Genomic DNA, 25,207 nt, shown 5'->3' with positions numbered 1-25,207 from the left:
TTGCAATGACCATCACCCGGATCAACAGCAACAGTCGCCTGTCGGGCGCCGTGACCTTCCAGGACCTGGTATTTCTCTCCGGCCAGGTGCCGGGCGAAGGCCAGGACGTCACCACCCAGACCCGAGAGGTGCTGGCCAAAATTGATGCGCTACTGGCCGAGGCTGGCAGCGACAAGGATCATCTGCTCAACGCAACCATTTACCTGAAGAACATCCAGGATGGCTTTGCGCCAATGAATGATGTCTGGTCCGCCTGGCTCACGCCCGGCCAGGCACCGACCCGCACCACCCTGCAGGCGGAACTGGCACGCCCGAGCGTGCTGGTGGAAATCAGCGTCATTGCTGTACGTCGTCCATAACAAGAAAACCAACGGAGAATAACAATGCACAAAATCACGTTGATCGGCACTGCACTGGGGCTGTTGTTGACGGCCCAGGCCCAGGCCAATGAAGCGCCGCTGACGGGCACCCTGGCCAAGGTCGCCAATGCCAAGAGCATCACCCTTGGATACCGCGATGCGTCGGTGCCGTTTTCCTATGTCGGTGACCACACCGGCAAGCCCATGGGTTACTCGGTGGACCTGGCGAGCAAGATCGTCGAGCGCATCCAGCAGAAGACTGGCGTGCCCCAGCTCAACGTGAAGTACAACCTGGTCACCTCCCAGACCCGCATTCCGTTGGTGATCAACGGCACCGTGGACCTTGAGTGCGGCTCCACCGGGGTCACGGCCGAGCGGCAGAAGCAGGTGGCGTTTTCCTATGGCTTTATCTACGTGAAGGGCCAGTTGCTCACGGCCAACGACAGCGGCATCCAACGCTTTGCCGACCTGCGTGGCAAGAATGTGGTGACCACCGCGGGTACCACCAACGAACGGTTCCTCAAGAGCTACAACCACGAGCACAAGTTGGATATGTCGGTAATCAGCGCCAAGGACCATGGTGAAGCGTTCCAGATGCTGCAATCGGGCCGCGCCGTGGCGTTCTATATGGATGACGCGTTGCTCTACGGCGAGCGCGCCAAGGCCAAGGACCCGCACAAATGGGTGGTGGTAGGCGAGGAGCAGTCGCGGGAAATCTACAGCTGCATGGTGCGCAAGGATGACCCGCAGTTTCTGGCGGTGGTCAACGAGACCCTGGGCGAGCTGTACAGCTCGGGGGAAATCAATGGGATTTACCAGCGCTGGTTTGAACAGCCGATTCCGCCGAAGGGCTTGAACCTGGAGTTTCCGATGACCAGTGAGCTGAAGGCGATCATTGCCAAGCCGGTGAGTGATCCGGTGGAATAAACAGGCGAGCACCCGATCAACACTGTAGGAGCTGGCTTGCCGGCGATGAGGCCCGCCAGTCTTGCGCAGACCTTGATGCCGCCATCGCAGGCAAGCCAGCTCCTACAGTTTGATTGGGTTTGCAAGGTGGGGTTAGAAGTCGCCCCAGAGTTGTTGAGCGACGGATAGCGCGACTACCGGTGCAGTCTCGGTGCGCAACACCCGCGGGCCCAGTCGTGCGGCGTGGAAACCTGCGTGTTGTGCGGTTTCTACTTCGCCATCGGTCAAGCCACCCTCCGGCCCGATCAAGAACGCCAGGCTCGACGGCTTGGCATGGCTCACCAGCGGTTCGGCCACCGGGTGCAGCACCAGCTTCAGATCGGCCTCGACCTGTTTCAGCCAGTCGGCCAGCAACAGCGGTGGGTGAATCACCGGCACCGTGGAGCGGCCGCATTGCTCGCAGGCGCTGATTGAGACCTGGCGCCAGTGCAGCAGGCGTTTGTCGGCACGTTCGTCCTTGAGGCGCACTTCGCAGCGCTCGCTGAAGATCGGCGTGATGGCGTTGACCCCAAGCTCGGTGGCCTTCTGGATCGCCCAGTCCATACGCTCGCCACGGGACAGCCCCTGGCCCAGGTGAATGTGCAGCGGCGATTCGATCTGGCCGGCGAAGGCTTCGGTCAGTTGCACGGTCACGCGTTTTTTCCCGACTTCCAGCAGGCTACCGCGAAACTCCTGGCCGGAGCCGTCGAACAGTTGCACGGCATCGCCTTCGTTCATGCGCAGCACGCGGCTGATGTAATGCGCCTGGGCTTCGGGCAACTCGTGGTCGCCAAGGCTTAGCGGGGTATCGGTGAAAAAGCGCGACAGTCTCATGGGTGTTCTCTGCAAATAATGTGTGTATTGCTATACGGCTGAGGTCAGCCAGGGTCGCGAAAGCCTGGGTGAAAGTCTTTCGGTACTGCCACGCTGACTTTGCTGTTGGTGGCGATATCAATGCCTTGCGTCGCCACTTCGGCCAGGAAGTCGATCTGCTCCGGGGTAATCACGTACGGCGGCAGGAAATACACCACGCTACCCAGGGGCCGCAGCAAGGCCCCGCGTTCCAGGGCGTGTTCGAATACTTTCAGGCCGCGCCGTTCCTGCCACGGGTAGGCCGTCTTGGTGGCCTTGTCCTGCACCATCTCGATGGCCAGCACCATGCCGGTCTGGCGCACTTCTGACACATGGGGGTGGTCCACCAGGTGCGCGGTGGCCGTGGCCATGCGTTGGGCCAGGGCCTGGTTGTTCTCGATGACGTTGTCTTCTTCGAAGATATCCAGGGTCGCCAGGGCCGCTGCACATGCCAGTGGGTTGCCGGTATAGCTGTGGGAATGCAGGAAGGCGCGCAGGGTCGGGTAGTCGTCGTAGAAGGCGCTGTACACATCTTCGGTGGTGACCACGGCCGCCAGTGGCAGGTAGCCGCCAGTCAGGGCCTTGGACAGGCACAGGAAGTCCGGGCGGATGCCCGCTTGCTCACAGGCGAACATGCTGCCGGTACGGCCAAAGCCCACGGCGATTTCGTCGTGGATCAGGTGTACGCCATACCGGTCGCAGGCTTCGCGCAGCAGCTTGAGGTACACCGGGTGGTACATGCGCATGCCACCGGCGCCCTGGATCAGCGGTTCGACGATCACGGCGGCGACGCTGTCGTGGTTGTCCGCCAGGGTCTGTTCCATGGCCTGGAACATGTTGCGCGAGTGTTCTTCCCAGCTCATGCCTTCGGGGCGCAGGTAGCAGTCCGGGCTTGGCACCTTGATGGTGTCCAGCAGCAAGGCCTTGTAGGTCTCGGTGAACAATGGCACATCGCCTACCGACATCGCGGCGATGGTTTCGCCGTGGTAGCTGTTAGTCAGGGTGACGAAACGCTTTTTGTTCGGCTGGCCGCGGTTGAGCCAATAGTGAAAGCTCATCTTCAGCGCGACTTCGATGCACGACGAGCCATTGTCGGCGTAGAAACACCGGGTCAGGCCTTCGGGTGTGATCTTCACCAGGCGCTCGGACAGCTCGATTACCGGCTGGTGGCTGAAGCCGGCGAGGATCACGTGTTCCAGTTGGTCCACCTGGTCCTTGATGCGCTGGTTGATGCGCGGGTTGGCGTGGCCGAATACGTTGACCCACCAGGAACTGACGGCATCGAGGTAGCGCTTGCCTTCGAAGTCTTCCAGCCACACGCCTTCACCGCGCTTGATCGGCACCAGTGGCAGTTGCTGGTGGTCTTTCATCTGGGTGCAGGGATGCCACAGCACCGCAAGGTCGCGCTGCATCCACTGGTTATTCAAGCCCATCTTTTAGTCTCCTCGAAGCGCTGCCACGGCCTGCGCAGGCAAAACAATCGCGCAAGCCTATGCAATGGCGGGCTGTGTCACAACCCATGAACGGTGAATTGGCAGTAAATGCAGGACGGTCTGTCACGTTTCTGCTGAATAGTCCTTAATCCCTGGTTAATTTAGTGTTCATAGTCTCAAGATCGGATTAATCGATCTTTCGAAGCGAAATTTTCCGCTTTATATCGATAGATAAATCGCTAGTCTTGGGCACAGTTCTTACGGGATTTGGGTAATGCAGCTACGAAACTCATCGACCCGCTACGGCTGGGTCAGCATTGTTATTCACTGGAGCGTGGCGCTGGTGGTGTTTGGTTTGTTCGCGTTGGGCCTGTGGATGGTCGGTCTCGACTATTACAGCGCCTGGCGTAAAGACGCACCGGATTTGCACAAGAGCATTGGCCTCACGCTGTTTGCCGTCATGTTGGTGCGTATTGTCTGGCGTCTGCTCAGCCCGCCGCCGCCAGCGTTGGCCAGTTATAGCCGCATGACGCGGATTGGCGCGGCATTTGGCCATGCTTTCCTGTATCTCGGGCTGTTTGCCGTGATGATTGCTGGCTACCTGATTTCCACCGCAGACGGTGTCGGGATCCCGGTGTTTGGTTTGTTTGAAATTCCTGCCGTGGTTTCCGGTCTACCGGACCAGGCAGACGTAGCTGGCCTGGTGCATTTGTACCTGGCCTGGGTACTGGTGGTGTTTGCCGGCCTGCATGGCGTGGCTGCCTTGAAACACCACTTTATTGATCGTGATGCGACCCTGGTGCGTATGCTGGGGCGCAAAGCCTGATGTTCAACCTCGACTCACAAGGAATAGAAAGCATGTTGAAAAAGACTCTCGCCGCTCTGGCACTCGGTTCTGCTCTGCTGTCTGCTGGTCAGGTGATGGCCGCTGATTACAAGATCGACAAGGAAGGCCAGCACGCCTTCGTCGATTGGAAAATCAGCCATTTGGGCTACAGCTTCATCCACGGTACGTTCAAAGACTTCGACGGTACCTTTAGCTGGGATGCCGCCAAGCCTGAAGCCAGCAAGATCGCGGTCGACCTGAAAACCAACAGCCTGTGGTCCAACCACGCTGAACGTGACAAGCATATCGCCAGCAAAGATTTCCTGGACGTTGCCAAGTTCCCTGAGTCCAAGTTCGTGTCGACCTCGGTTAAGTCCACCGGCGAAAAAACCGCTGACGTGACCGGCGACCTGACCCTTCACGGTGTGACCAAGCCTGTGACCTTCAAGGCCGTTTTCAACGGTGAAGGCAAGGACCCATGGGGCGGCGAACGTGCTGGCTTCAACGCCAAGACCACGCTGAACCTGAATGACTTCGGCATCAAAGGCCCAGGCCCGTCTTCCCAGACCCTGGACCTGGACATCTCGATCGAAGGTGTGAAGCAGAAGTAATTGTTGCGGGCATAAAAAACCGGATCGAGAGATCCGGTTTTTTTTAGCCTGGAACGCGGTCAATGTGGGAGCAGGCAAGCCAGCTCCCACAGTTGATCGATGCCCAGTCCATAAAAAATGCCCCGGATCTTTCGAACCGGGGCATTTTTCGTGGCGCTATGAAAATCAGCGGTTGCGAGTCAGCAACGCAGGTTTTTCACCACGAGGACGGCCTGGCAGTTGATCCAACTGTTCAGGTGTCAGGATCCGATCACTTTTCGATTCTTTGTGAATGATCTTCGGTGCAGGGCCGCCGCGCGGGTTCTGCACGGCCGGCTCTGACAGGCGCGGCTGCTCATCACGAGCCGGGCGACGGTTACGCGACTCTTCGCGACGGGCCTGGCCATCACGCGGTGCGCCGTTACGCGGACCACTGCGCTTGGCAGGTGGCGTGCCGGTGGTGCCACCGCTGTTGTTGCGCGGACCATTCTGGCGACCCTGTGGCTGGCCACCGGTGCGCGGAGTGCCTGCGCCAGCACCCGGTGCCGGGGCACCTGGACGACGACCACGGCCCTGGGCCGGCTTGGCCTGGGGCACGTAGTCAACGCGGTTACCGAAGTTATCCACATCGTCGTCGAGGAACTCGTCCGGTGCGCGGTCAGCGGCAGCACGTGGCGGCTGGCTCGGCTGGCGCTGTTCACGGGCTGGGGTGCCTTCGCGGGGCTTTTGCTCACGGGCTGGACGTTCGCCACGGCCGTTGGTTGGCGCTTTTTCCTTGCCGCCCTTGTCCTTGCCTTTGTCGCGACGACCACCGCCACCACCGCCGCCGTTCGGGCCATCGCCCTTTGGACCGCGTGGGTTGCGTGGGTTACGCACGTCCGGACGCTCGCGCACTTCCGGTTTTTCGGCTTCCACGGTGCTGGAATCGAAGCCCATCAGGTCGCCGTCGGCGATTTTCTGCTTGGTCATGCGCTCGATGCTTTTCAGCAGTTTTTCTTCATCCGGCGCGACCAGGGAAATGGCCTCGCCCGAACGACCGGCACGGCCAGTACGGCCGATACGGTGCACGTAGTCTTCATCGACGTTAGGCAGCTCGAAGTTGACCACGTGTGGCAGTTGGTCGATATCCAGGCCGCGTGCGGCGATATCGGTGGCAACCAGGATGCGTACGGAGCCGGCCTTGAAGTCGGCCAGGGCCTTGGTGCGCGCGTTCTGGCTCTTGTTGCCGTGGATGGCGACGGCGGTCAGGCCGTGCTTGTCCAGGTACTCGGCCAGGCGGTTGGCGCCGTGCTTGGTGCGGGTGAACACCAGGACCTGTTCCCAGGCGCCAGCGGTGATCAGGTGCGCCAACAGCGAGCGCTTGTGGCTGGCTGGCAGGCGGAACACCCGTTGCTCGATACGCTCGACCGTGGTGTTGGGCGGCGTGACTTCGATGCGCTCGGGGTTGTGCAGCAGCTTGCCGGCCAGGGCGGTGATGTCGTTGGAGAACGTTGCCGAGAACAGCAGGTTCTGACGCTTGGCCGGCAGGCGTGCGAGGACTTTCTTCACGTCATGGACAAAGCCCATGTCGAGCATACGGTCGGCTTCGTCCAGCACGAGGATTTCCACGTGGGACAGATCGACGCTGCCTTGGCCGCACAGGTCGAGCAAACGACCAGGGCAGGCGACAAGCACGTCAACACCACGGGACATGGCCTGGACCTGTGGGTTCATGCCGACGCCGCCGAAGATGCAGGCGCTGACGAACTTCAGGTCGCGGGCATACAGCTTGAAGCTGTCATGCACTTGGGCTGCGAGTTCGCGGGTGGGGGTCAGGACCAGTACGCGCGGTTGGCGCGGGCCGTGACGCTGGGATTTGTCCGGGTGACCGTTGGGGAACAACCGCTCCAGAATCGGGAGGGCGAAGCCACCGGTTTTACCAGTACCTGTCTGTGCCGCGACCATCAGGTCGCGACCTTGCAACACGGCGGGAATGGCCCGCTGTTGCACCGGAGTAGGCTCGGTATAACCCGCTGCCTCGATGGCGCGGACTAAAGCCTCGGAGAGACCGAGGGAAGCAAAGGACATGAGTAATCCTGTTTTAGTTAGGGCTTGGCCCAAAGGGATAATCTTGCCGGGCGCGAATGGCGCTTAGGGGAGCGCAATCCCGTCCGGTCCTGCTGCGTCTGGCGGGCACTCCACCGGCTCGCGCGGGCTGAAAAGCTGCGCTGTAGCGGGGTTGGGTGCCTTTTTCAAGACCTCAGCGGCCGGGCGTAAGCCTGGCGGAAAGGCCGGAGTATAACAGAGCAATCACTGCGCGCTGCTTTCCTGCTGCTCAACGGTGTCGTCCAGCCGCGCTGACGGGGCTATTTGTGCGTGTGAACCGGCATATTTTGCGCTCAAGGCCGCGTAGGCGGGCTCTTGCTTGAAGCGCTTGAGTTCGGCGGCAAAGCGCTGGACCAGCAAGTCCATGCCTGCGCCACGGCGTACGGCGAGGAATTGCTTCTGGCTGCTGATCACCGGCGGCGCCTGGGTGACCTGGTTTTCCAGGCCCAACGCCTTGAGCACATGTTGGCCGACCCGGCGGTCGGTGATCACCAGGTCAATCCGACCACGGGCCAATTTACCGAAGTTGGCTTCATGGCTGGGGGCCGGCTCACGGGTGAATCCCGTGGACTCGCTGAATTCACGGCCATACAGGTAGCCCGGCGAGGTGCCGATGGTCAGCCCCTTGAGGTCATCCAGGGTCTGGAACGGATGCGGGCGCTGGTTGGCGTAGAACATCACAAACTCAACCTGGGACAGCGGTTCGCTGGGGTAAAGCAGCGCGGCGTCCCGCTCATGGCTGTGAAAGATATCCAGCGCGCCATCGGCCAGGCCCTGGTCGAGCATGGCCAGGCAACGCTTCCAGGGCAGGAACTGCCATTGCACCTCGATCCCCAGGCGCTGGAACACGATGACCGTGGTCTCGTAGTCGAGCCCGCGCATCTGGCCGTTTTCTTCGTAGACGTAAGGCGCCCAGGGTTCGGTGACAATGCGTAATTTCTCGCCGTGGGCGGTCAGGCTCAGGCAAGTAAAAAGAACGGCGGTCAACAACTGGAGAATGACGGGCATACCCTGAGGTTACGACTGTCTCAGGTTAAAGAGAAGCTCTGGATCGGGGATCTTCAGGCAGCAAACCTGAACTTTTATTGTGCTGCCGACCCGCAAGGATTCCGGGCCGGCAGTACACGGGGCAGCCTCAGCGTGGCAGCTTGAGGTTGTTCCAGATCGCCAGGCTCGGGTCAGCCTGGTTCAGGGTGTAGAAGTGCAGCCCGGGTGCGCCACCTTGCAGCAGGGTCTCGCACATTTCACTGATGACCTGCTCGCCGAAGGCCTGGATGCTTTTGACGTCATCGCCATAAGCTTCCAGTTGCTTGCGCACCCAGCGTGGGATTTCTGCACCGCAAGCGTCAGAGAAACGCGCCAGCTTGCTGTAGTTGGTGATCGGCATGATGCCCGGCACGATCGGGATATTCACGCCCAGGGCCTGCACGCGCTCGACGAAGTAGAAGTAGCTGTCGGCGTTGAAGAAGTACTGGGTGATCGCACTGTTGGCGCCGGCATTGGCTTTGCGTACGAAGTTGTTGAGATCGTCTTCGAAGTTGCGCGCCTGGGGGTGCATTTCCGGGTAGGCGGCCACTTCGATGTGGAAATGGTCACCGGTCTCTTCCCGAATGAAGCTCACCAGGTCATTGGCGTAACGCAGCTCGCCGCTGGCGATACCCATGCCGGACGGCAGGTCACCGCGCAGGGCGACGATGCGCTTGATGCCGGCAGCCTTGTATTGGGTCAGCAGGCCGCGCAGGTCGTCCTTGCTGTCGCCCACGCACGACAGGTGCGGAGCGGCAGGCACTTTGACTTCGCTTTCGAGCTGCAGCACGGTGTTGATCGTGCGATCACGGGTCGAGCCGCCTGCGCCGTAGGTGCAGGAGAAAAAATCGGGGTTGTAGCTGGCCAACTGCTTGGCAGTCGCCATTAGTTTTTCATGCCCAGCATCGGTCTTGGTCGGGAAGAACTCGAAGCTGTAGCGACGGTCTTGGGACATGGTAATACCCTTGAAAACTCATAAAACCGGAAGACATACACCGTCAATGTGGGAGCGGGCTTGCTCGCGAATGCGGTGTGCCAGTCGTTACTGCTTTGACTGACACTGCGCATTCGCGAGCAAGCCCGCTCCCACACAAGCCCGCTCCAGCAGGGAGAGAGCCGGCTGCTTAGTAGCGGTAGGCGTGCGGCTTGAACGGACCTTCAACCGTCACGCCGATGTAGTCGGCCTGGGTCTTGGTCAGTTGAGTCACGACGCCGCCGAAGCCGCGGACCATTTCCAGGGCCACTTCTTCGTCGAGTTTCTTCGGCAGTACTTCCACGGTCAGGCGCTCGGCTTTCTGGGCGGGCGACAGGTCGGCGTATTTCTGGCCGAACAGGAAGATCTGCGCCAGTACCTGGTTGGCGAACGAGCCATCCATGATGCGGCTTGGGTGGCCAGTGGCGTTGCCCAGGTTAACCAGGCGGCCTTCGGCCAGCAGGATCAGGTAGTCGTCGTTCTGCGGGTCGAAATCACCGGCACCGGTACGGTGAACCTTGTGCACCTGAGGTTTGACTTCTTCCCATGCCCAGTTCTTGCGCATGAAAGCGGTGTCGATTTCGTTGTCGAAGTGACCGATGTTGCACACCACGGCGCGCTTTTTCAGGGCCTTGAGCATGTTGGCATCGCACACATTCACGTTACCGGTGGTGGTCACGATCAGGTCGATCTTGCCCAGCAGGGCCTTGTCGATGCTGGCTTCGGTGCCGTCGTTCTGGCCGTCGATGAACGGCGAAACCACTTCGAAACCGTCCATGCACGCTTGCATGGCGCAGATTGGGTCAACTTCGGAAACCTTGACGATCATGCCTTCCTGGCGCAGGGACTGGGACGAACCCTTGCCCACGTCACCGTAGCCGATCACCAGGGCTTGCTTGCCCGACAGCAGGTGGTCGGTGCCGCGCTTGATCGCATCGTTGAGGCTGTGACGGCAGCCGTACTTGTTGTCGTTCTTGCTCTTGGTCACCGAGTCGTTGACGTTGATGGCCGGGATTTTCAGCTCGCCCTTGGCCAGCATGTCCAGCAGACGGTGTACACCGGTGGTGGTTTCTTCGGTCACACCGTGGACGCGGTCCAGGATGGCCGGGTATTTCTTGTGCAGCAGCTCGGTCAGGTCGCCGCCGTCGTCGAGGATCATGTTGGCATCCCAAGGCGCGCCATCTTTCAAGATGGTTTGCTCCAGGCACCACTCGTACTCTTCTTCGGTCTCGCCTTTCCAGGCGAAGACCGGGATGCCGGCAGCAGCGATAGCCGCCGCGGCCTGGTCTTGAGTCGAGAAGATGTTGCAGGACGACCAACGCACTTCGGCACCCAGGGCAACCAGGGTTTCGATCAGTACGGCAGTCTGGATGGTCATGTGGATGCAGCCGAGAATCTTCGCGCCCTTGAGCGGCTGTTCAGCGGCGTACTTGCGGCGCAGGCCCATCAGGGCTGGCATTTCGGATTCGGCGATAAAGGTTTCGCGACGGCCCCAGGCAGCGAGGGACATATCGGCGACTTTGTAGTCGGTAAAACCTGCAGGCGTGTTGACAGCGCTCATGAAGAGCCTCCATTCGTAGTGTGCGAATGGGCGCCGTTGTGCGTTTAGTATCCAACCAGGACAACCCGGCTGGGCAACGCCCCATCCGAGCCTGACAGGCCAGGGCCTGCTGCAGCGCCCCTCGGACAGGTGGCGGGAGAACGGTATCAATCACAGATGACCGTTTTGAAACGGTGGCGATTATAGCCGCCTGCGCCCGACTTCCCAAGCCTTTCTGTCGGGCTCATGAAGATCGCTCATGGCTGTGATAGGCAATGGCTCATAGAGCTTGGGCCGGCGCTCTGCCATGATGTTGCCCATCATTTCGCAAGACGCTTTGGAGTGAACATGAACTTCCACACCCGCAAATGGGTAAAACCCGAAGACCTCAACCCCAACGGCACCCTGTTCGGTGGCAGCCTGTTGCGCTGGATCGACGAAGAAGCGGCGATCTATGCGATTGTCCAACTGGGTAACCAGCGGGTGGTGACCAAGTACATCTCCGAGATCAACTTTGTCAGCGCTTCGCGCCAGGGCGACATCATCGAACTGGGGATCACCGCCACCGAATTTGGTCGCACCTCCATCACCCTGACCTGTGAAGTGCGCAACAAGATCACGCGCAAGAGCATCCTGACCGTGGAAAAAATGGTCTTCGTCAACCTCGGCGAGGACGGCCTGCCGGCGCCCCATGGTCGTACCGAGATCAAGTATGTGAAAGACCAGTTCCAGGATGACAGCGAGTAACGATCCGCCGTGTAGCGGTGGTCATTGAACGCTCTTGAGGGCGCACGGGTCGTACCTGAAATCGCCCCCTCGTTCAGGTACGCCCATGGCCACGCAAAAAGACGGCAAGACTCCCAACCTGTCGCAGGAAGAACAGCACGACGTGGACAAAAACCAGCCACCCCGGGCGGCGGTGTTGCATGAAATCATCCGTACCCAGGGCGACCAGGAGCTGGAGCGCAGCGTAGCGGCGTTGTGGTGGTCTGCGCTGGCGGCCGGCTTGACCATGGGCCTGTCCTTGATGGCCATGGGGTTGCTCAACTCACGCCTGCCGGACGGCGAGGGCTTCAAGGTGATTGCCAGCCTTGGCTACTGCGCAGGCTTTCTCGCGGTGATCCTCGCGCGCCAGCAACTGTTCACCGAAAACACCCTGACCGCCGTGCTGCCGGTAATGAGCAAACCGACTCTGGGCAATGCCGGGCGCTTGTTGCGGTTGTGGACAGTGGTGCTGGTGGGCAACCTCTGCGGCACCTTGCTGGTGGCCTATGTGATGTTGCACTTGCCGATTTTTGATGCAAAGACCGACCTGGCCTTTCTCGACATCGGGCGCAAGGTCATGGAGAACGACACCGGCCAGATGTTCGCCAAGGGCATTGTCTCCGGTTGGATGATCGCCACCATGGTGTGGATGATCCCGTCCATGGAAAGCGCCAAGATGTGGATCATTATCCTGATCACCTACCTGATGGCGCTGGGCGACTTTACCCACATTGTGGTCGGCTCGGCGGAGGTGTCCTACCTGGTATTTGCCGGCGAGCTGCCGTGGAAGGACTTCTGGCTGGTATTCGCCGGCCCGACCCTGGCCGGCAACATCATCGGCGGCAGTTTTATCTTCGCGCTGATCAGCCATGCGCAGATTCGCAGCGAAAGCAGCTTGCCGGGCAAAAAGGCTGCGGATCCCAGGCATCCGCAGCCGATCGACAAGGATCAGTGACGCCAGGGTGTAGAGGGTGCGCCAGCGCGGTATTTGGTATAAATATGGGCTGACACATCACGAATCACTTATAGGAGGTTCCATTGCTTGCGACAGTCTTGGTACTGGTAGCGGCACTGTTGCATGCGACGTGGAACACCTTGATCAAATTCAGCGGCGAACGCCTGTTGGTGATCGCCTGCATGGACAGCGTTGCGCTGTTGTTTGTTCTGCTGGCGGTGGGGTTTGTGTCGCTGCCGCCCCTGGAAATCTGGCCGTGGATCATCGCTTCGGCCTTGTTCGAGTTGCTCTACCGTTACCTGTTGATCCAGGCCTATCGCGTCGGTGACCTGGGGCTGGTGTACCCGTTGATGCGTGGTTTATCACCGCTGGTGGTGCTGGCGCTGACCCTGGTGTTTGCCGGGGAAGTGCTCAGTACCCAGCAGATTGTCGGCATCCTGCTGATCCCGTTCGGCATGCTGTGCCTGTTGTGGCAGGGCGGTGGCGGGGATCGGTTGCCCTGGTCGATGTTGCCGGTGGTGGCGCTGATCGGCCTGTGCATCGGCTGCTATACCTTTCTCGACGGGCAGGCGCTGCGGCGCTGGTCGCACCCGTTGGACTACCTGGTATGGCTGACACTGCTCAGCGCCTGGCCCTTCCCGCTGTTGGCCATGGTGCGCAAACGTGCCGCGTTCAGCCTGTTCTGGCGAACCCAGTGGCGATTGGGGCTGAGCGTGGGGTTGTGCGTGTTGTTGAGCTACGCTCTGGTGCTTTGGGCCATGCAGTTGGGCTCGATTGCCGAGGCCGCCGCGCTGCGGGAAGTCAGCGTGATCCTGGTGGTGTTGTTCGGCATGCGTTACCTGAAAGAACCTTTCGGCCGCTCCCGGCTCTTAGCCTGTGGGTTGGTGTTGATTGGCATGCTCGTGATGAAACTCTAACCAGCGGATAAAACTAAAAAAGGAATGAGTGATGACTGTCGCTTTCTGGTGTGTGTTGATCGCAATTTTTCTGCCGTACCTGTGTACCGGCGTGGCCAAATTCAGTGGTGGCAAATTCGGGCCCCGGCAGAACCATGACCCCCGGGCCTTCCTGGAAACCCTGGAAGGCTTTGCCAAGCGTGCCCATAGCGCGCAGCTCAACAGCTTTGAAGTGACCCCGGCGTTTGCCGCCGCAGTGATCATTGCCCACATGGCAGGCAATGCGGAACTGGTGACCATCAACGTACTGGCGGTGCTGTTTATCACCAGTCGCCTGCTGTACATCATCTGCTACCTGGCAGACTGGGCGATCTTGCGCTCGCTGGTGTGGTTCGTGGGCATGGCGTTGATTGCGAGCTTCTTCTTCGTCTCGATGTAAGGTCCACCGCAGATCCAGTGTGGGAGCGGGCTTGCTCGCTCCCACATTCGCTCCTCAGCTTCCTGTCGGGGCGTCTGGCACTTTGGGTAGCGCTGCGCCCTTGGGCCACAGCATCCAGATCTGGCCCTGTTGCTTCATATTCCCGGCCAGCTCGCCTGCGGCATCTCCCGTGCCCCAGAACAGGTCCGCACGTACCTCACCGACAATTGCACCCCCCGTGTCCTGGGCCGCTACCGGTCGTACCACCGGCGAGCCGTCGGGCCGGGTTGTCGACAGCCACAACAGGCTGCCCAGCGGGATGACCTTGCGGTCCACTGCCACGCTGTAACCTGCGGTCAGCGGCACGTTCAGCGAGCCACGTGGGCCTTCATTGCTGTCGGGCCGGGTGCTGAAAAAGACGTAGCTGGGGTTGCTCGCCAGCAACTCGGGGATGCGCTCCGGGTGCGCCTTGGCCCAGGCACTGATCGCGCCCATGCTGACTTCTTCTTTCTTCAGCTCGCCTTGCTCCACCAGCCAGCGGCCGATAGGGCGATAGGGGAAACCGTTCTGGTCGGCGTAACCCACGCGCAGTTGGCGACCATCAGCCAGTTGGATGCGGCCAGAGCCCTGGATTTGCAGGAATTGCAGGTCCATCGGCTGGGTCAGCCAGGCAATCGGCTTGGCGCTGGAGCCTTGCTGGTTGATGGTGCCAGCATCGTCATAAGGCTTGAGTACCCGGCCTTCCAGGCGCCCACGCAGGCGTTTGCCCTTGAGTTCCGGGTAGATGCTTTCGAGGTTGACGATGATCAGGTCGTCCGGCACCCCAAACACGGGGACATGGGCGGTTTTAGTTTCGGTGAGGCTGCCTGGATAGACGGGTTCGTAGTAGCCAGTGATCAGGCCATTGGGCGTATCGTCCGCCGAGCGCAGGCCGTAGACGTCCAACTGTTGCTTGAGGAAGCTGCGGATGTCGCCGGCATTGCCCTGCACATTGGCCGCTGCAGCGCAGGTGGTGCCCCACACCGGATCGTTCTTCAGGCGTTGGCAGGCACTGCGCCAGGACTCGAAACCGGCTTGCAGGTCGCTGTCCGAAACCACGGGCAGGGCTTCCCAGGTGGCGCTGACATAGGTCGCCACGGCGTGAGGTTTTTCGGGCGCAGGCTTGGGGGCCGGAGTGTTGCCGCCATCGCATCCGGCGAGCAGCGCGATCATTGGCAGAGCCCACACCAGTCGGCGGCTCCAGGGGGTGAGGAGGTTATTCATGCAAGTAATTTCCAAGGCGATTGCCCGAGCCGGTCGCGGCGCAAGCATCCATATTATTAATAGGGCTATTGGTCTTTGCGGGCGGGGCGAGGATACTGGCCGCCGTTTCCCGTGACCCAGAGCCACCATGACTTTTAAAAAACTGACTGTTGTATTGCTGGCCTGCCTGACGCTGACCGCCTGCGGTGGTGTTGATCCGAATTCGCCGTTGGGCCAGCGCAAGGCTATCTTCAAGCAGATGCTCAAGACCGGCGAAGACCTGGGTGGCATGCTGCGTGGCCGTATCCCGTTCGACGGGGCGAAATTTGCCGAGGGCGCCGTCAAGCTTGACGCCCTGTCCCATGAGCCGTGGAAGCACTTTCCAACGGTGCGCGAAGAAGATCACACCAGTGCCAAGGACGATGTATGGCAGAAACAGGCCCAGTTCCAGGAACTGGCGCGCAACCTTGAGGCGGCCACCGGTGAATTGGTGATCGCCAGCCAGGTGCAGCCTTACAAGGCCAGTAACCTGGGGCCGGCCGTGCAGAAAGTCGAAGATGCCTGCAGCGCCTGTCATAAGCAGTTTCGCGACCATTGAGACTGATCGGCCAAGAAGACTGTATGCGTCTTACTTGTCCAGATCGTCGAGGGCTTCCTGCAACTCTTTGCGCGACTCGGCGAGCTTATCCTTACGCTTGTTGATCTTCTCGGAGTCGCCCTTTTTCATGGCCTTGTCGAGGTCGGCCTGACGGCGGCTGACTTCGTGCTTGGCATCCAGCACCTTGTTTTCGCGTTCCTTTTTCAGGGAGGCGTCGGTGCAGTGGGCGGTGACTTCGCTCAAGGCCTTTTCCAGGCCGGCTTGTTGCTCACTGTTGCCGTGGGCCTTGGCCTGTTCGATTTGCAGGCTGATGGCCTGGCGCTTGGCGGCGCAGCCGGTCAGCTGCGGGGCTGTCTCGGCAGCCAGCAATGGCGTGCTGAGGGCGCTGGTGAGGGTCAATAGGGCAAGCGGTGCAAGAAACTTCATGGAAACTCCAAAATAAACAAGATCGTTGTCAGGTGGGCAGGATGATTTCTGCCGGCACCGGTTAATGTAGTTGGCCCGGGACTAAAAGCCGTCGATCCCGGCAGCCCGTAGCGTTTCACTCATGGCCAGCACCTGAGGGTCGTGAAAAAAGGCGCTCAATTGTGCTGCACGTCCCGGACCGATTCCCGCTTCGGCCTGCCACGCTTGCGCGTCTCGGGCGGCCAGGGCCTGCCAGTCGCCTGCCAGGTTATTGCGTGCGCTGGGTGGTACACCCAGGGCCTTCAACCATTGAGCAAACGGTCGCTGGCGCGCAGTGCGCAAGCTGGCCTGCAGGCGCGCACTGCTGCGGTCACCGAACCCGTCAATGGTAGCAAGCTCTGTCTCATCAAGGTTCAACCAATCCACTAAACCACTGATTTGGCCGGCCTGGATCAAGTTGCTCCAGGTCTCGCGGCCGATGTGTGGCAGGTCCAGGCCCTGCTTGCCACTGAGCCAGGTCAAGCGGGCGAGTAACTGTTCTTCGCAGCCTGGGGCCAGTTGCCAGCAACTCAGGTGATGGAAATCGCTCGCGACAGGTACCGTGACATCAACACGGGGGTGGCTGCGCAGGATGACCTGGTCGAGCCTTGGGATCACCTGGCCAGCAAGGCTGATGGATACCTGGTCTCCAGGGCGGATATCCAGTGCCTGCCAGCGCTTCAGGGAGCCGACACTGACGCGCTTGATCTGTCGGTCGTCAAGCAACACCGGGTCGAGTTCCAGGATCGGTGTGATACGGCCGGTGCGGCCAATCTTGAAGCGGACCTGGCGCACATGGGCCAAGGCTTTGACGGCCGGATATTTCCAGGCGACGGCCCAATACGGTGTACTTGGTTGCCAGCGCTGGGCCGGGGCGCGCTGGCTTTGGTGCAGAACCACGCCATCGGTGGCGAATGGCAATGGCTGCCCATGCCAGAAGGCACGCCAGTGCCGGGCTTGTTCGAAGTCCTCGATGGGCTGGCTGTAGCGTTGGCTGTCGATAAACCCCCAGTGTGTGAGGCTGTCCAGTTGCTGCTTGAGGTCTGCCGGCCCTTGCGGCCAGGCCCAGACAAACAGGCCGATACCGGCGGCGTCGGCGTCACTGAGTTGTTGGCGGTTCATCAGCCCGGAGATTTTGCTGCGGGCATTCATGCCGCCCGTCTCCCCTTGTATGTGTGCGTCGAGGCGCCAATACAGTTCACCCTGCAAGAGCAGGTCGATGGCCTCGGGCAGCTGTTGCACGATACCGGGAATCCTGCGGGCCGAGGCGGTCCAGTCCTGGCCCAGCAGGCCATCACCGCGGCTGATGACCTGAGTCAGGCGGCCCGCACGATAGACCAGGGTAACGGCCACGCCATCGACCTTGGGTTGTATCCACAGGTCGCTGCGTGTACGGATCCAGTCATCCACGGCGCGGTCGTTGAGCAGTTTTTCAAGGCCGGTGTGCGGGATGGGATGGGCGAGGCTGCCCCGTGAGCTGGACAGGGGGTTGTCGGCTGGTGACGGCGCCTGTGCAAAGCAACCCCGCCATTGCTCCAGGCGCATGCGGGCCTGGTCGTAGAGTTCGTCGCTGATCAGCGATTGGCCGAGCCGGTGGTAGCTGTCGTCCCACAGGCCGATTTGCCGTTGCAGGGTGTTTATTTCGTCTTTGGCCTTGTCGGCTGGCCAGTCCGGGCAGCCCTGCGCCCAAGTGACGAAAGGGAAGAGCATCAACAGCAGGTAGGTCAGCAGGCGTGGCGTCATCATGAGCATCCTTGCTCTGAAGGGGCGCCCAGCCTAAAGCAAGCAAACGCCCATAAAAAAGCCCCGCAGGCGCGAGGCTTTTTACCGGGTGTTTCTGCTTACTTGAACAGACCGCCCAGGGCTTTCACGGTGTCGTTGCTATCAGCCTTGGCCTGCTGCTTTTGCGAGGCTTCGTCGAGCTTGCCTTGGGACTCACCGACTTTTTTGCAACCTTTGTTTACTTGGTCCAGTGCAGCCTGCATGGCCTTCACTTTCAGGTCTTCGCCATTGGCTTTGGCGGCATCGACCTTGGCTTGCAGTTCCTGGCTCTGTTTTTCGCAGTTGCCGGACGCGCCGCCCAGTTGGGAGGTCAGGGCGCCCGTCAGGCCGCTCAGGTCAGCAGCGTGTACTGGCAGGACGAACAGGCTGAGCAGAATGGCGGCAGGGGCGAAAGTTGCAATACGCATGAAAAACCTCAATGTTCGATTGCCTGCGCACTTGGCAATCCCGAGCAGGCGCAGTGCAGTATCCAATGTGGTTAAGGGCTCGGGAGGGGGCGGATTCTAGTGGGCCATCATTTGGCCTGCAAGGGTTGGATCCAATTAATGTGAGCTCGCGCCTACAACAAAGGCAATAAAAAGCCCTGCCGGGCAAACCGGGCAGGGCTTTGGGTGTTGCGTGCAGCGATTACAGGCCGGCGGCGGTCCGCAGGTCGTCAGCGCGGTCGGTTTTTTCCCAGGTGAACGTGGTGAAGGTGTCGTCGCCGACGGTCTTCTGTTCAGGGGTACGGCCGAAGTGGCCGTAGGCCGCGGTCTCCTGGTACATCGGGTGCAGCAGGTCGAGCATGGTGGTGATTGCGTATGGACGCAGGTCGAAGATCTCACGCACCAGCTTGACGATCTTGTCGTCGCTGATCTTGCCGGTACCGAAGGTATTCAGCGAGATCGACGTAGGCTGGGCCACACCGATGGCGTAGGACACCTGAATCTCGCAACGCTCGGCCAGGCCGGCCGCGACGATGTTCTTGGCCACATAACGACCAGCGTAGGCCGCCGAGCGGTCAACCTTGGAGGGATCCTTGCCGGAGAATGCGCCGCCGCCGTGACGGGCCATGCCGCCGTAGCTGTCGACGATGATCTTGCGGCCGGTCAGACCGCAGTCGCCCACTGGGCCACCAATGATGAACTGGCCGGTCGGGTTGATGTGGAACTGGGTGTCCTTGGTCAGCAGTTCGGCAGGCAGCACGTGCTTGACGATCAGCTCCATCACGCCTTCGCGCAGGTCTTTGTAGGAGACTTCCGGGTTGTGCTGGGTCGACAGCACCACGGCGTCGATGCCCACCACTTTGCCGCCTTCGTAACGGCAGGTCACCTGGGACTTGGCATCCGGGCGCAGCCAAGGCAGCAGGCCGGACTTGCGGGCTTCGGCCTGGCGCTTGACCAGTTGGTGGGAGAAGGTGATTGGCGCCGGCATCAGCACGTCGGTTTCGTTGCTGGCGTAGCCGAACATCAGGCCCTGGTCGCCAGCGCCCTGATCTTCCGGCTTGGCACGGTCGACACCCTGGTTGATGTCAGGCGACTGCTTGCCGATGATGTTCATCACGCCGCAGGTCGCGCCGTCGAAGCCAACGTCGGAACTGGTGTAGCCGATGTCGGTGATCACGTCACGGACGATCTGCTCCAGGTCGACCCAGGCCGAAGTGGTGACTTCACCGGCGATGATTGCTACGCCCGTTTTCACCAGCGTCTCGCACGCCACGCGGGCGAACTTGTCTTCAGCAATGATGGCGTCCAGCACCGCATCAGAAATCTGGTCGGCGATTTTGTCCGGATGCCCTTCAGACACGGACTCGGAGGTGAAAAGGGAATATTCGCTCATCTCGATGTTTTCCTGATATTTACCGATGGTGAGTGTCGCCAGATGGCCGCTGAAAGTGGCGGACCTGAATCTGGAAACCATTACGTAAGCCTACATAGAGGCTTTCCCCGGGAACGAGTCCCGCAGCGGTGGCCCAACGGGCCAGATCGTCCTGTTCAAACCCCAACCATAGATCACCGCAGGCCTCCCTGGCCCAACTCTGGTTGTGGCTGCATAAATCGGTGACCAACAGGCTGCCGCCCGGTTGCAGCAAACCGGCCATTTGCTTGAGGGCCTCGGCCGGGGCAGCGAAATGGTGCAGGACCATGTTCAGCACCACGCAATCGGCTTGCAGCCCTACATCATCCAAGGCATCGGCCAATCGCAGGCTGACGTTGCCCAAGTGTTCGCGCTCGCAGAGCTGGCGTGCCAGTTCCAGCATGGCCGGGCTGTTGTCCAGCGCCGTGACCTGGTGAAAGCGCCGTGCCAGCTCGGGCAGGAACCCACCGTCGCCCGGGCCGACTTCCAGCGCCGTGGCGCCTGCGTCGAAGCCCAGTTTGTCGAGCAGCGCCAACACGCTTTCGCGGTATTGCGCCAACCCGGCAATCAGGTCCTGCTGGGCGCGAAACTTGTCCGCCACCCGTGAGAAAAAGTCCTGGCTGGCGGCGGCGCGTTGCCCGTGGACCTGGGCGATGCGCGACTGCACATCAGCCGGCAGTGCCAGGTTATCCACCTCTTCCAGCAGCGCGGCGTGCAGCTTGCCACCCAGCAAATCGGTGTGGGGCAGGGCGCGACGATAAAAAATCGCATTGCCTTCACGGCGCGTAGCCACCAGATCGGCCTGGGCCAGCACTTTCAAGTGATGGCTCATGCCGGATTGGCCAATGGCAAAGATCCGCGCCAGTTCCAGCACGCCAAACGAGTCGTTGGCCAGGGCGCGCAGTACATTCAGGCGCAGCGGATCACCGCCGGCCTTGCACAGGGCCGCCAGCTCATCGCAGTCGTCGGGGCGAATGGAAGGCGCAGGTAAGTTCATAAGGCCAGCAGTCTAGTGATGAGGTGAAATCCTCGCAAGGCCAATATCAAAAAGTTTTGATATTGGTCGATAATCGGTGGTTATAAGCAGGCGCTATAACCTTTAGACGAACGGCGGGAAGTGTTCTTGCCGTCAATGCAGTCCAAACCACAGGAAAAACCTACATAAGTCGGTATCTGTCATTGCCCCTGAGGCCTTGGCTGAGGGAAAATGCCGATCCTTTTTTCCGTTTCTTTTACAAACCCCAGGAGATCAGCGATGCCCAGCCGTCGTGAGCGTGCCAACGCCATTCGTGCCCTCAGCATGGATGCCGTGCAAAAAGCCAACAGCGGCCATCCCGGTGCCCCGATGGGCATGGCGGATATCGCCGAGGTACTTTGGCGTGACTACCTGAAACACAACCCGAGCAATCCATCGTTCGCCGACCGTGACCGCTTTGTGCTGTCCAACGGTCATGGTTCGATGTTGATCTACTCGCTGCTGCACCTGACGGGCTATGACGTCACCATCGACGACCTCAAGAGCTTCCGTCAGTTGCACAGCCGCACCCCGGGCCACCCGGAATTCGGCTATACCCCAGGCGTCGAGACCACCACCGGTCCCCTGGGCCAAGGCCTGGCCAATGCCGTGGGTTTTGCCCTGGCAGAAAAAGTCCTGGCGGCGCAGTTCAACCGTCCTGGCCATAACGTTGTCGATCATCACACCTACGTGTTCCTGGGTGATGGCTGCATGATGGAAGGCATTTCCCACGAAGTCAGCTCCCTGGCCGGCACCCTGGGCCTGGGCAAGCTGATCGCTTTCTACGATGACAACGGCATTTCCATCGACGGCGAAGTCGAAGGCTGGTTCACCGACGACACGCCAAAGCGTTTCGAAGCCTACAACTGGCAGGTGATCCGCAACGTCGACGGCCACGATCCGGAAGAGATCAAGACCGCCATCGACACCGCGCGCAAGAGCGAGCAGCCGACCCTGATCTGCTGCAAGACCACCATCGGCTTCGGTTCGCCGAACAAGCAAGGCAAGGAAGACTGCCACGGCGCCCCACTGGGTGACGCGGAAATCGCCCTGACCCGCGAAGCGCTGAAGTGGAACCATGGCCCGTTCGAAATCCCGGCTGATATCTACGCCGAGTGGGACGCCAAGGAAGCCGGCCGCGCTGCGGAAGCCGAGTGGGACCAGCGCTTTGAAGCCTACGCCGCTGAATTCCCGGCATTGGCCATTGAGCTCAAGAGCCGCCTCAACGGTGACCTGCCGCTGGACTTCTCGGCCAAGGCCGACGAGTACATCGCCGAAGTGGCCGCCAAAGGCGAAACCATTGCCAGCCGCAAAGCCAGCCAGAATGCCCTGAATGCCTACGGCCCGCTGTTGCCTGAACTGTTTGGCGGTTCGGCTGACCTGGCCGGTTCCAACCTGACCCTGTGGAAAGGTTGCAAGGGTGTCTCGGCTGAAGACGCCAGCGGCAACTACATGTACTACGGCGTGCGCGAGTTCGGCATGAGCGCCATCATGAACGGCGTTTCCCTGCACGGCGGCCTGGTGCCTTACGGCGCGACCTTCCTGATGTTCATGGAATATGCGCGCAACGCAGTGCGTATGGCTGCGCTGATGAAGAAGCGTGTGATCCATGTCTACACCCACGACTCCATCGGTCTGGGCGAAGACGGCCCGACGCACCAGCCGGTCGAGCAACTGACCAGCCTGCGTACCACGCCGAACCTGGATTGCTGGCGCCCATCGGACGCGGTCGAGTCGGCCGTGGCCTGGAAGCACGCCATTGAGCGCAAGGATGGCCCTTCGGCGCTGATCTTCTCCCGTCAGAACCTGCAGCATCAGGTGCGTACCGACGCGCAGATCGCCGCTATCAGCCGTGGCGGCTACGTGCTCAAGGACTGCATCGGCGAGCCGGAGCTGATCCTGATCTCCACCGGTTCCGAAGTGGGCCTGACCGTTCAGGCTTACGACAAACTGACTGCCCAAGGCCGTAACGTGCGCGTTGTGTCCATGCCGTGCACCAGCGTGTTCGAAGCCCAGGACGCCGACTACAAGCAATCGGTCCTGCCGTTGCAGGTCAGCGCGCGTATCGCCATCGAAGCGGCTCACGCCGACTACTGGTACAAGTACGTGGGCCTGGAAGGCCGCGTGATCGGCATGACCACCTACGGTGAGTCGGCGCCGGCGCCAGCGTTGTTCGAAGAGTTCGGTTTCACCCTGGAAAACATCCTGGGTCAGGCTGAAGAGCTGCTGGAAGACTAAGGCTGTAGATTGGGGTGGTTGTACTGACGCCTTCGCGAGCAAGCCCGCTCCCACATTTGGAATGCATTTCAACTGTGGGAGCGGGCTTGCTCGCGAAGGCGGCGGTACATTCACCGCATCACCCAAGGTAATCGAGAACCCCATGCCTCAACCGCGTCCCTACAAAGTTGCACTCAACGGCTACGGCCGCATTGGTCGTTGCGTCTTGCGTGCTCTGTTCGAGCGAGGGGCGGCGGCCGGGTTTGAAATTGTTGCGATCAACGATCTGGCCGACATGGCCAGCATCGAATACCTGACACGCTTTGACTCCACCCACGGCCGGTTCCCCGGCGAAGTGCGGGTCGACGGCGATTGTCTGCATATCAATGGCAGCTGCGTGAAGGTCTTGCGCAGTGCTACCCCCGAAGGCATCGACTGGAAAGCATTGGGCGTCGATCTGGTGCTGGAATGCTCCGGTGTCTATCACACCCGTGCCGATGGCCAGCGTTTCCTCGATGCTGGCGCACCGCGCGTGCTGTTTTCCCAGCCGATGGCCAGTGAGGCGGATGTTGACGCCACCATCGTCTACGGCGTCAACCAGGACTGCCTGAGCGGTGATGAGTTGCTGGTGTCCAACGCCTCCTGCACCACCAACTGCGGTGTGCCGTTGTTGCGCCTGCTGGACCAGGCGATTGGCCTGGAATATGTGTCGATCACCACCATTCACTCGGCAATGAACGATCAGCCGGTGATCGACGCCTATCACCATGAAGACTTGCGCCGCACCCGTTCGGCGTTTCAGTCGGTGATTCCGGTGTCCACCGGCCTGGCCCGCGGTATCGAACGCCTGCTGCCGGAACTTGCCGGGCGAATCCAGGCCAAAGCAGTGCGCGTGCCGACGGTGAACGTGTCGTGCCTGGATATCACGATGCAGACCGTCAGTGATACCGACGCTGGCGAGGTCAACCGGATCCTGCGCGAGGCCGCCACCAGCGGCCCGCTCAAAGGTCTGTTGGCCTACACCGAACTGCCGCACGCCAGTTGTGATTTCAACCATGACCCGCATTCGGCGATTGTCGATGCCAGCCAGACCCGCGTTTCCGGCCCCAGGCTGGTGAACATCCTGGCCTGGTTCGACAACGAATGGGGCTTTGCCAACCGCATGCTCGACGTAGCAGAGCACTATCTGCACATCGCCACTCAACAACCTCAACAGTAATTCAGGAACTGCGACCCATGACCGTGTTGAAGATGACCGACCTCGATCTGCAAGGTAAGCGCGTACTGATCCGCGAAGACCTCAACGTCCCAGTCAAGGACGGTGTTGTCACCAGCGATGCGCGAATCCTGGCCTCGCTGCCGACCATCAAGCTGGCCCTGGAAAAAGGCGCGGCTGTAATGGTCTGCTCCCACCTGGGTCGTCCGACCGAAGGTGAGTTCTCCGCCGAAAACAGCCTCAAGCCGGTAGCCGACTACCTGAGCAAGGCCCTGGGCCGCGAAGTACCGCTGGTGGCTGACTACCTGGGCGGCGTCGAGGTCAAGGCCGGCGACATCGTACTGTTCGAAAATGTACGCTTCAACAAGGGCGAGAAAAAGAACAGCGACGAACTGGCTCAGCAATATGCTGCGCTGTGCGACGTGTTCGTGATGGACGCTTTTGGCACCGCGCACCGCGCCGAGGGTTCGACCCATGGCGTGGCCAAGTTCGCCAAGGTTGCCGCTGCTGGCCCGTTACTGGCTGCCGAGTTGGATGCACTGGGCAAGGCCCTGGGCGCACCGGCCCAGCCAATGGCCGCCATCGTGGCCGGCTCCAAGGTGTCGACCAAGCTGGACGTGCTTAACAGCCTGAGCCAGATCTGCAACCAGTTGATCGTTGGCGGCGGCATTGCCAACACCTTCCTGGCGGCTGCTGGCCATCCGGTAGGCAAGTCCCTGTACGAGCCGGATCTGCTGGACACCGCCCGTGCCATCGCCGCCAAGGTCAGCGTGCCACTGCCAGTGGATGTGGTGGTGGCCAAGGAATTCGCCGAAAGCGCCGAAGCCACCGTCAAGCTGATCGCAGACGTGGCGGCTGACGACATGATCCTGGATATCGGCCCGCAAACTGCCGCGAACTTCGCTGAACTGCTGAAAGCCTCCCAGACCATTCTGTGGAACGGCCCGGTCGGCGTGTTTGAGTTCGACCAGTTCGGCAATGGCACCAAAGTGCTGGCCAAGGCGATTGCCGAAAGCTCGGCATTCTCGATTGCCGGCGGTGGCGACACCCTGGCGGCCATCGATAAATATGGCGTAGCTGAGCAGATCTCCTACATTTCTACCGGTGGTGGCGCGTTCCTTGAGTTTGTCGAAGGCAAGGTCCTGCCAGCTGTTGAAGTGCTGGAAAGTCGAGCCAAGGGCTGAGACCCAGGGT

General features: G+C 60.7%; 24 protein-coding genes and 1 riboswitch. Of the genes, 12 read left to right on the top strand and 12 right to left on the bottom strand.

From position 1 onward, the window contains the following. Positions 1–5 precede the first annotated feature (5 nt). Together KL786_RS14585 and KL786_RS14580 are read left to right on the top strand one after the other, a co-directional pair. Positions 6–359, top strand: coding sequence for a RidA family protein (locus KL786_RS14585; protein WP_215518060.1), 354 nt, complete (start codon positions 6–8; stop codon positions 357–359). 24 nt (positions 360–383) lie between these two features. Next, a complete protein-coding gene (locus KL786_RS14580) occupies positions 384–1,286 on the top strand; it encodes a transporter substrate-binding domain-containing protein (protein WP_032858750.1) in 903 nt (300 codons plus the stop codon). A gap of 132 nt (positions 1,287–1,418) precedes the next feature. Here the strand turns inward: KL786_RS14580 and KL786_RS14575 are convergent, their stop codons facing one another. After that, positions 1,419–2,138 (bottom strand): 16S rRNA (uracil(1498)-N(3))-methyltransferase, encoded by a 720-nt coding sequence (locus tag KL786_RS14575; RefSeq protein WP_215518059.1) that lies wholly within the window; start codon positions 2,136–2,138, stop codon positions 1,419–1,421. Between the two features lie 44 nt (positions 2,139–2,182). Beyond that, on the bottom strand, positions 2,183–3,589 hold the full coding sequence (locus KL786_RS14570; RefSeq protein ID WP_215518058.1) for an adenosylmethionine--8-amino-7-oxononanoate transaminase: 1,407 nt from the start codon (positions 3,587–3,589) through the stop codon (positions 2,183–2,185). 274 nt (positions 3,590–3,863) lie between these two features. On the opposite strand from KL786_RS14570, the gene KL786_RS14565 reads away from it, so the two are divergent. Together KL786_RS14565 and KL786_RS14560 are read left to right on the top strand one after the other, a co-directional pair. Beyond that, entirely contained in the window at positions 3,864–4,415 is a 552-nt protein-coding gene (locus KL786_RS14565) for a cytochrome b (protein ID WP_032858744.1), read from the top strand. Between the two features lie 32 nt (positions 4,416–4,447). Then, positions 4,448–5,026 (top strand): YceI family protein, encoded by a 579-nt coding sequence (locus KL786_RS14560; protein WP_215518057.1) that lies wholly within the window; start codon positions 4,448–4,450, stop codon positions 5,024–5,026. A 165-nt stretch (positions 5,027–5,191) separates the two neighbouring features. On the opposite strand, the gene rhlE2 is transcribed toward KL786_RS14560, so the two are convergent. The 4 genes from rhlE2 to ahcY all read right to left on the bottom strand — a co-directional run bounded on the left by rhlE2 (position 5,192) and on the right by ahcY (position 10,650). After that, the gene (rhlE2, locus tag KL786_RS14555; RefSeq protein WP_215518056.1) at positions 5,192–7,072 is read right to left on the bottom strand and encodes an RNA helicase RhlE2; all 1,881 of its coding nucleotides are present in this window, start codon (positions 7,070–7,072) and stop codon (positions 5,192–5,194) included. Positions 7,073–7,294: 222 nt separating this feature from the next. Next, positions 7,295–8,098, bottom strand: coding sequence for a substrate-binding periplasmic protein (locus KL786_RS14550; protein ID WP_154843071.1), 804 nt, complete (start codon positions 8,096–8,098; stop codon positions 7,295–7,297). A 127-nt stretch (positions 8,099–8,225) separates the two neighbouring features. Further along, positions 8,226–9,071 carry a methylenetetrahydrofolate reductase [NAD(P)H] gene (gene metF, locus KL786_RS14545; protein ID WP_215518055.1) on the bottom strand — a complete coding sequence of 282 codons (846 nt, stop codon included), beginning with the start codon at positions 9,069–9,071 and terminating at the stop codon, positions 8,226–8,228. A 169-nt stretch (positions 9,072–9,240) separates the two neighbouring features. Beyond that, a complete protein-coding gene (ahcY, locus tag KL786_RS14540) occupies positions 9,241–10,650 on the bottom strand; it encodes an adenosylhomocysteinase (protein WP_032858735.1) in 1,410 nt (469 codons plus the stop codon). Between the two features lie 21 nt (positions 10,651–10,671). Then, positions 10,672–10,779, bottom strand: a riboswitch (S-adenosyl-L-homocysteine riboswitch). Positions 10,780–10,977: 198 nt separating this feature from the next. Here ahcY and KL786_RS14535 point away from each other — a divergent pair. From KL786_RS14535 to KL786_RS14520, 4 genes are all read left to right on the top strand, one after another. Next, positions 10,978–11,376, top strand: a complete 399-nt coding sequence (locus KL786_RS14535; RefSeq protein WP_029297383.1) for an acyl-CoA thioesterase — start codon at positions 10,978–10,980, stop codon at positions 11,374–11,376. Between the two features lie 85 nt (positions 11,377–11,461). Next, complete coding sequence (locus KL786_RS14530; RefSeq protein WP_215518054.1) at positions 11,462–12,349, top strand: formate/nitrite transporter family protein; 888 nt, start codon at positions 11,462–11,464, stop codon at positions 12,347–12,349. Between the two features lie 83 nt (positions 12,350–12,432). Continuing rightward, positions 12,433–13,266 (top strand): EamA family transporter, encoded by an 834-nt coding sequence (locus KL786_RS14525; RefSeq protein WP_032858733.1) that lies wholly within the window; start codon positions 12,433–12,435, stop codon positions 13,264–13,266. 31 nt (positions 13,267–13,297) lie between these two features. Beyond that, positions 13,298–13,684 carry an MAPEG family protein gene (locus tag KL786_RS14520; protein WP_215518053.1) on the top strand — a complete coding sequence of 129 codons (387 nt, stop codon included), beginning with the start codon at positions 13,298–13,300 and terminating at the stop codon, positions 13,682–13,684. 54 nt (positions 13,685–13,738) lie between these two features. On the opposite strand, the gene mltA is transcribed toward KL786_RS14520, so the two are convergent. Beyond that, positions 13,739–14,926, bottom strand: coding sequence for a murein transglycosylase A (mltA, locus tag KL786_RS14515; RefSeq protein WP_215518052.1), 1,188 nt, complete (start codon positions 14,924–14,926; stop codon positions 13,739–13,741). A gap of 127 nt (positions 14,927–15,053) precedes the next feature. On the opposite strand from mltA, the gene KL786_RS14510 reads away from it, so the two are divergent. Further along, complete coding sequence (locus KL786_RS14510) at positions 15,054–15,503, top strand: c-type cytochrome (RefSeq protein WP_090292295.1); 450 nt, start codon at positions 15,054–15,056, stop codon at positions 15,501–15,503. Between the two features lie 30 nt (positions 15,504–15,533). On the opposite strand, the gene KL786_RS14505 is transcribed toward KL786_RS14510, so the two are convergent. From KL786_RS14505 to KL786_RS14485, 5 genes are all read right to left on the bottom strand, one after another. Further along, positions 15,534–15,929: a DUF1090 domain-containing protein gene (locus KL786_RS14505; protein WP_215518051.1), complete on the bottom strand. Its 396-nt coding sequence runs from the start codon at positions 15,927–15,929 to the stop codon at positions 15,534–15,536. Positions 15,930–16,010: 81 nt separating this feature from the next. After that, positions 16,011–17,690: an NAD-dependent DNA ligase LigB gene (gene ligB / locus KL786_RS14500; protein WP_458729842.1), complete on the bottom strand. Its 1,680-nt coding sequence runs from the start codon at positions 17,688–17,690 to the stop codon at positions 16,011–16,013. Between the two features lie 98 nt (positions 17,691–17,788). Continuing rightward, positions 17,789–18,136, bottom strand: coding sequence for a DUF1090 family protein (locus KL786_RS14495; RefSeq protein WP_215518049.1), 348 nt, complete (start codon positions 18,134–18,136; stop codon positions 17,789–17,791). 220 nt (positions 18,137–18,356) lie between these two features. Continuing rightward, entirely contained in the window at positions 18,357–19,547 is a 1,191-nt protein-coding gene (gene metK / locus KL786_RS14490; RefSeq protein ID WP_029297363.1) for a methionine adenosyltransferase, read from the bottom strand. Positions 19,548–19,566: 19 nt separating this feature from the next. Next, positions 19,567–20,562: an ArsR/SmtB family transcription factor gene (locus KL786_RS14485; RefSeq protein ID WP_215518048.1), complete on the bottom strand. Its 996-nt coding sequence runs from the start codon at positions 20,560–20,562 to the stop codon at positions 19,567–19,569. A gap of 258 nt (positions 20,563–20,820) precedes the next feature. Between KL786_RS14485 and tkt the strand changes: the two genes are divergently transcribed. The 3 genes from tkt to KL786_RS14470 all read left to right on the top strand — a co-directional run bounded on the left by tkt (position 20,821) and on the right by KL786_RS14470 (position 25,197). Continuing rightward, a complete protein-coding gene (gene tkt, locus KL786_RS14480) occupies positions 20,821–22,818 on the top strand; it encodes a transketolase (protein ID WP_215518047.1) in 1,998 nt (665 codons plus the stop codon). A 142-nt stretch (positions 22,819–22,960) separates the two neighbouring features. Continuing rightward, positions 22,961–24,016, top strand: coding sequence for an erythrose-4-phosphate dehydrogenase (gene epd, locus KL786_RS14475; RefSeq protein ID WP_215518046.1), 1,056 nt, complete (start codon positions 22,961–22,963; stop codon positions 24,014–24,016). Between the two features lie 17 nt (positions 24,017–24,033). Then, the gene (locus tag KL786_RS14470) at positions 24,034–25,197 is read left to right on the top strand and encodes a phosphoglycerate kinase (protein ID WP_029297354.1); all 1,164 of its coding nucleotides are present in this window, start codon (positions 24,034–24,036) and stop codon (positions 25,195–25,197) included. Positions 25,198–25,207 lie beyond the last annotated feature (10 nt).

The sequence above is a fragment of the Pseudomonas sp. TAE6080 genome, assembly GCF_018732265.1.
GTDB classification, from domain to species: Bacteria; Pseudomonadota; Gammaproteobacteria; order Pseudomonadales; family Pseudomonadaceae; genus Aquipseudomonas; species Aquipseudomonas brenneri.
This window is presented reverse-complemented; position numbering and strand designations above follow the sequence as displayed.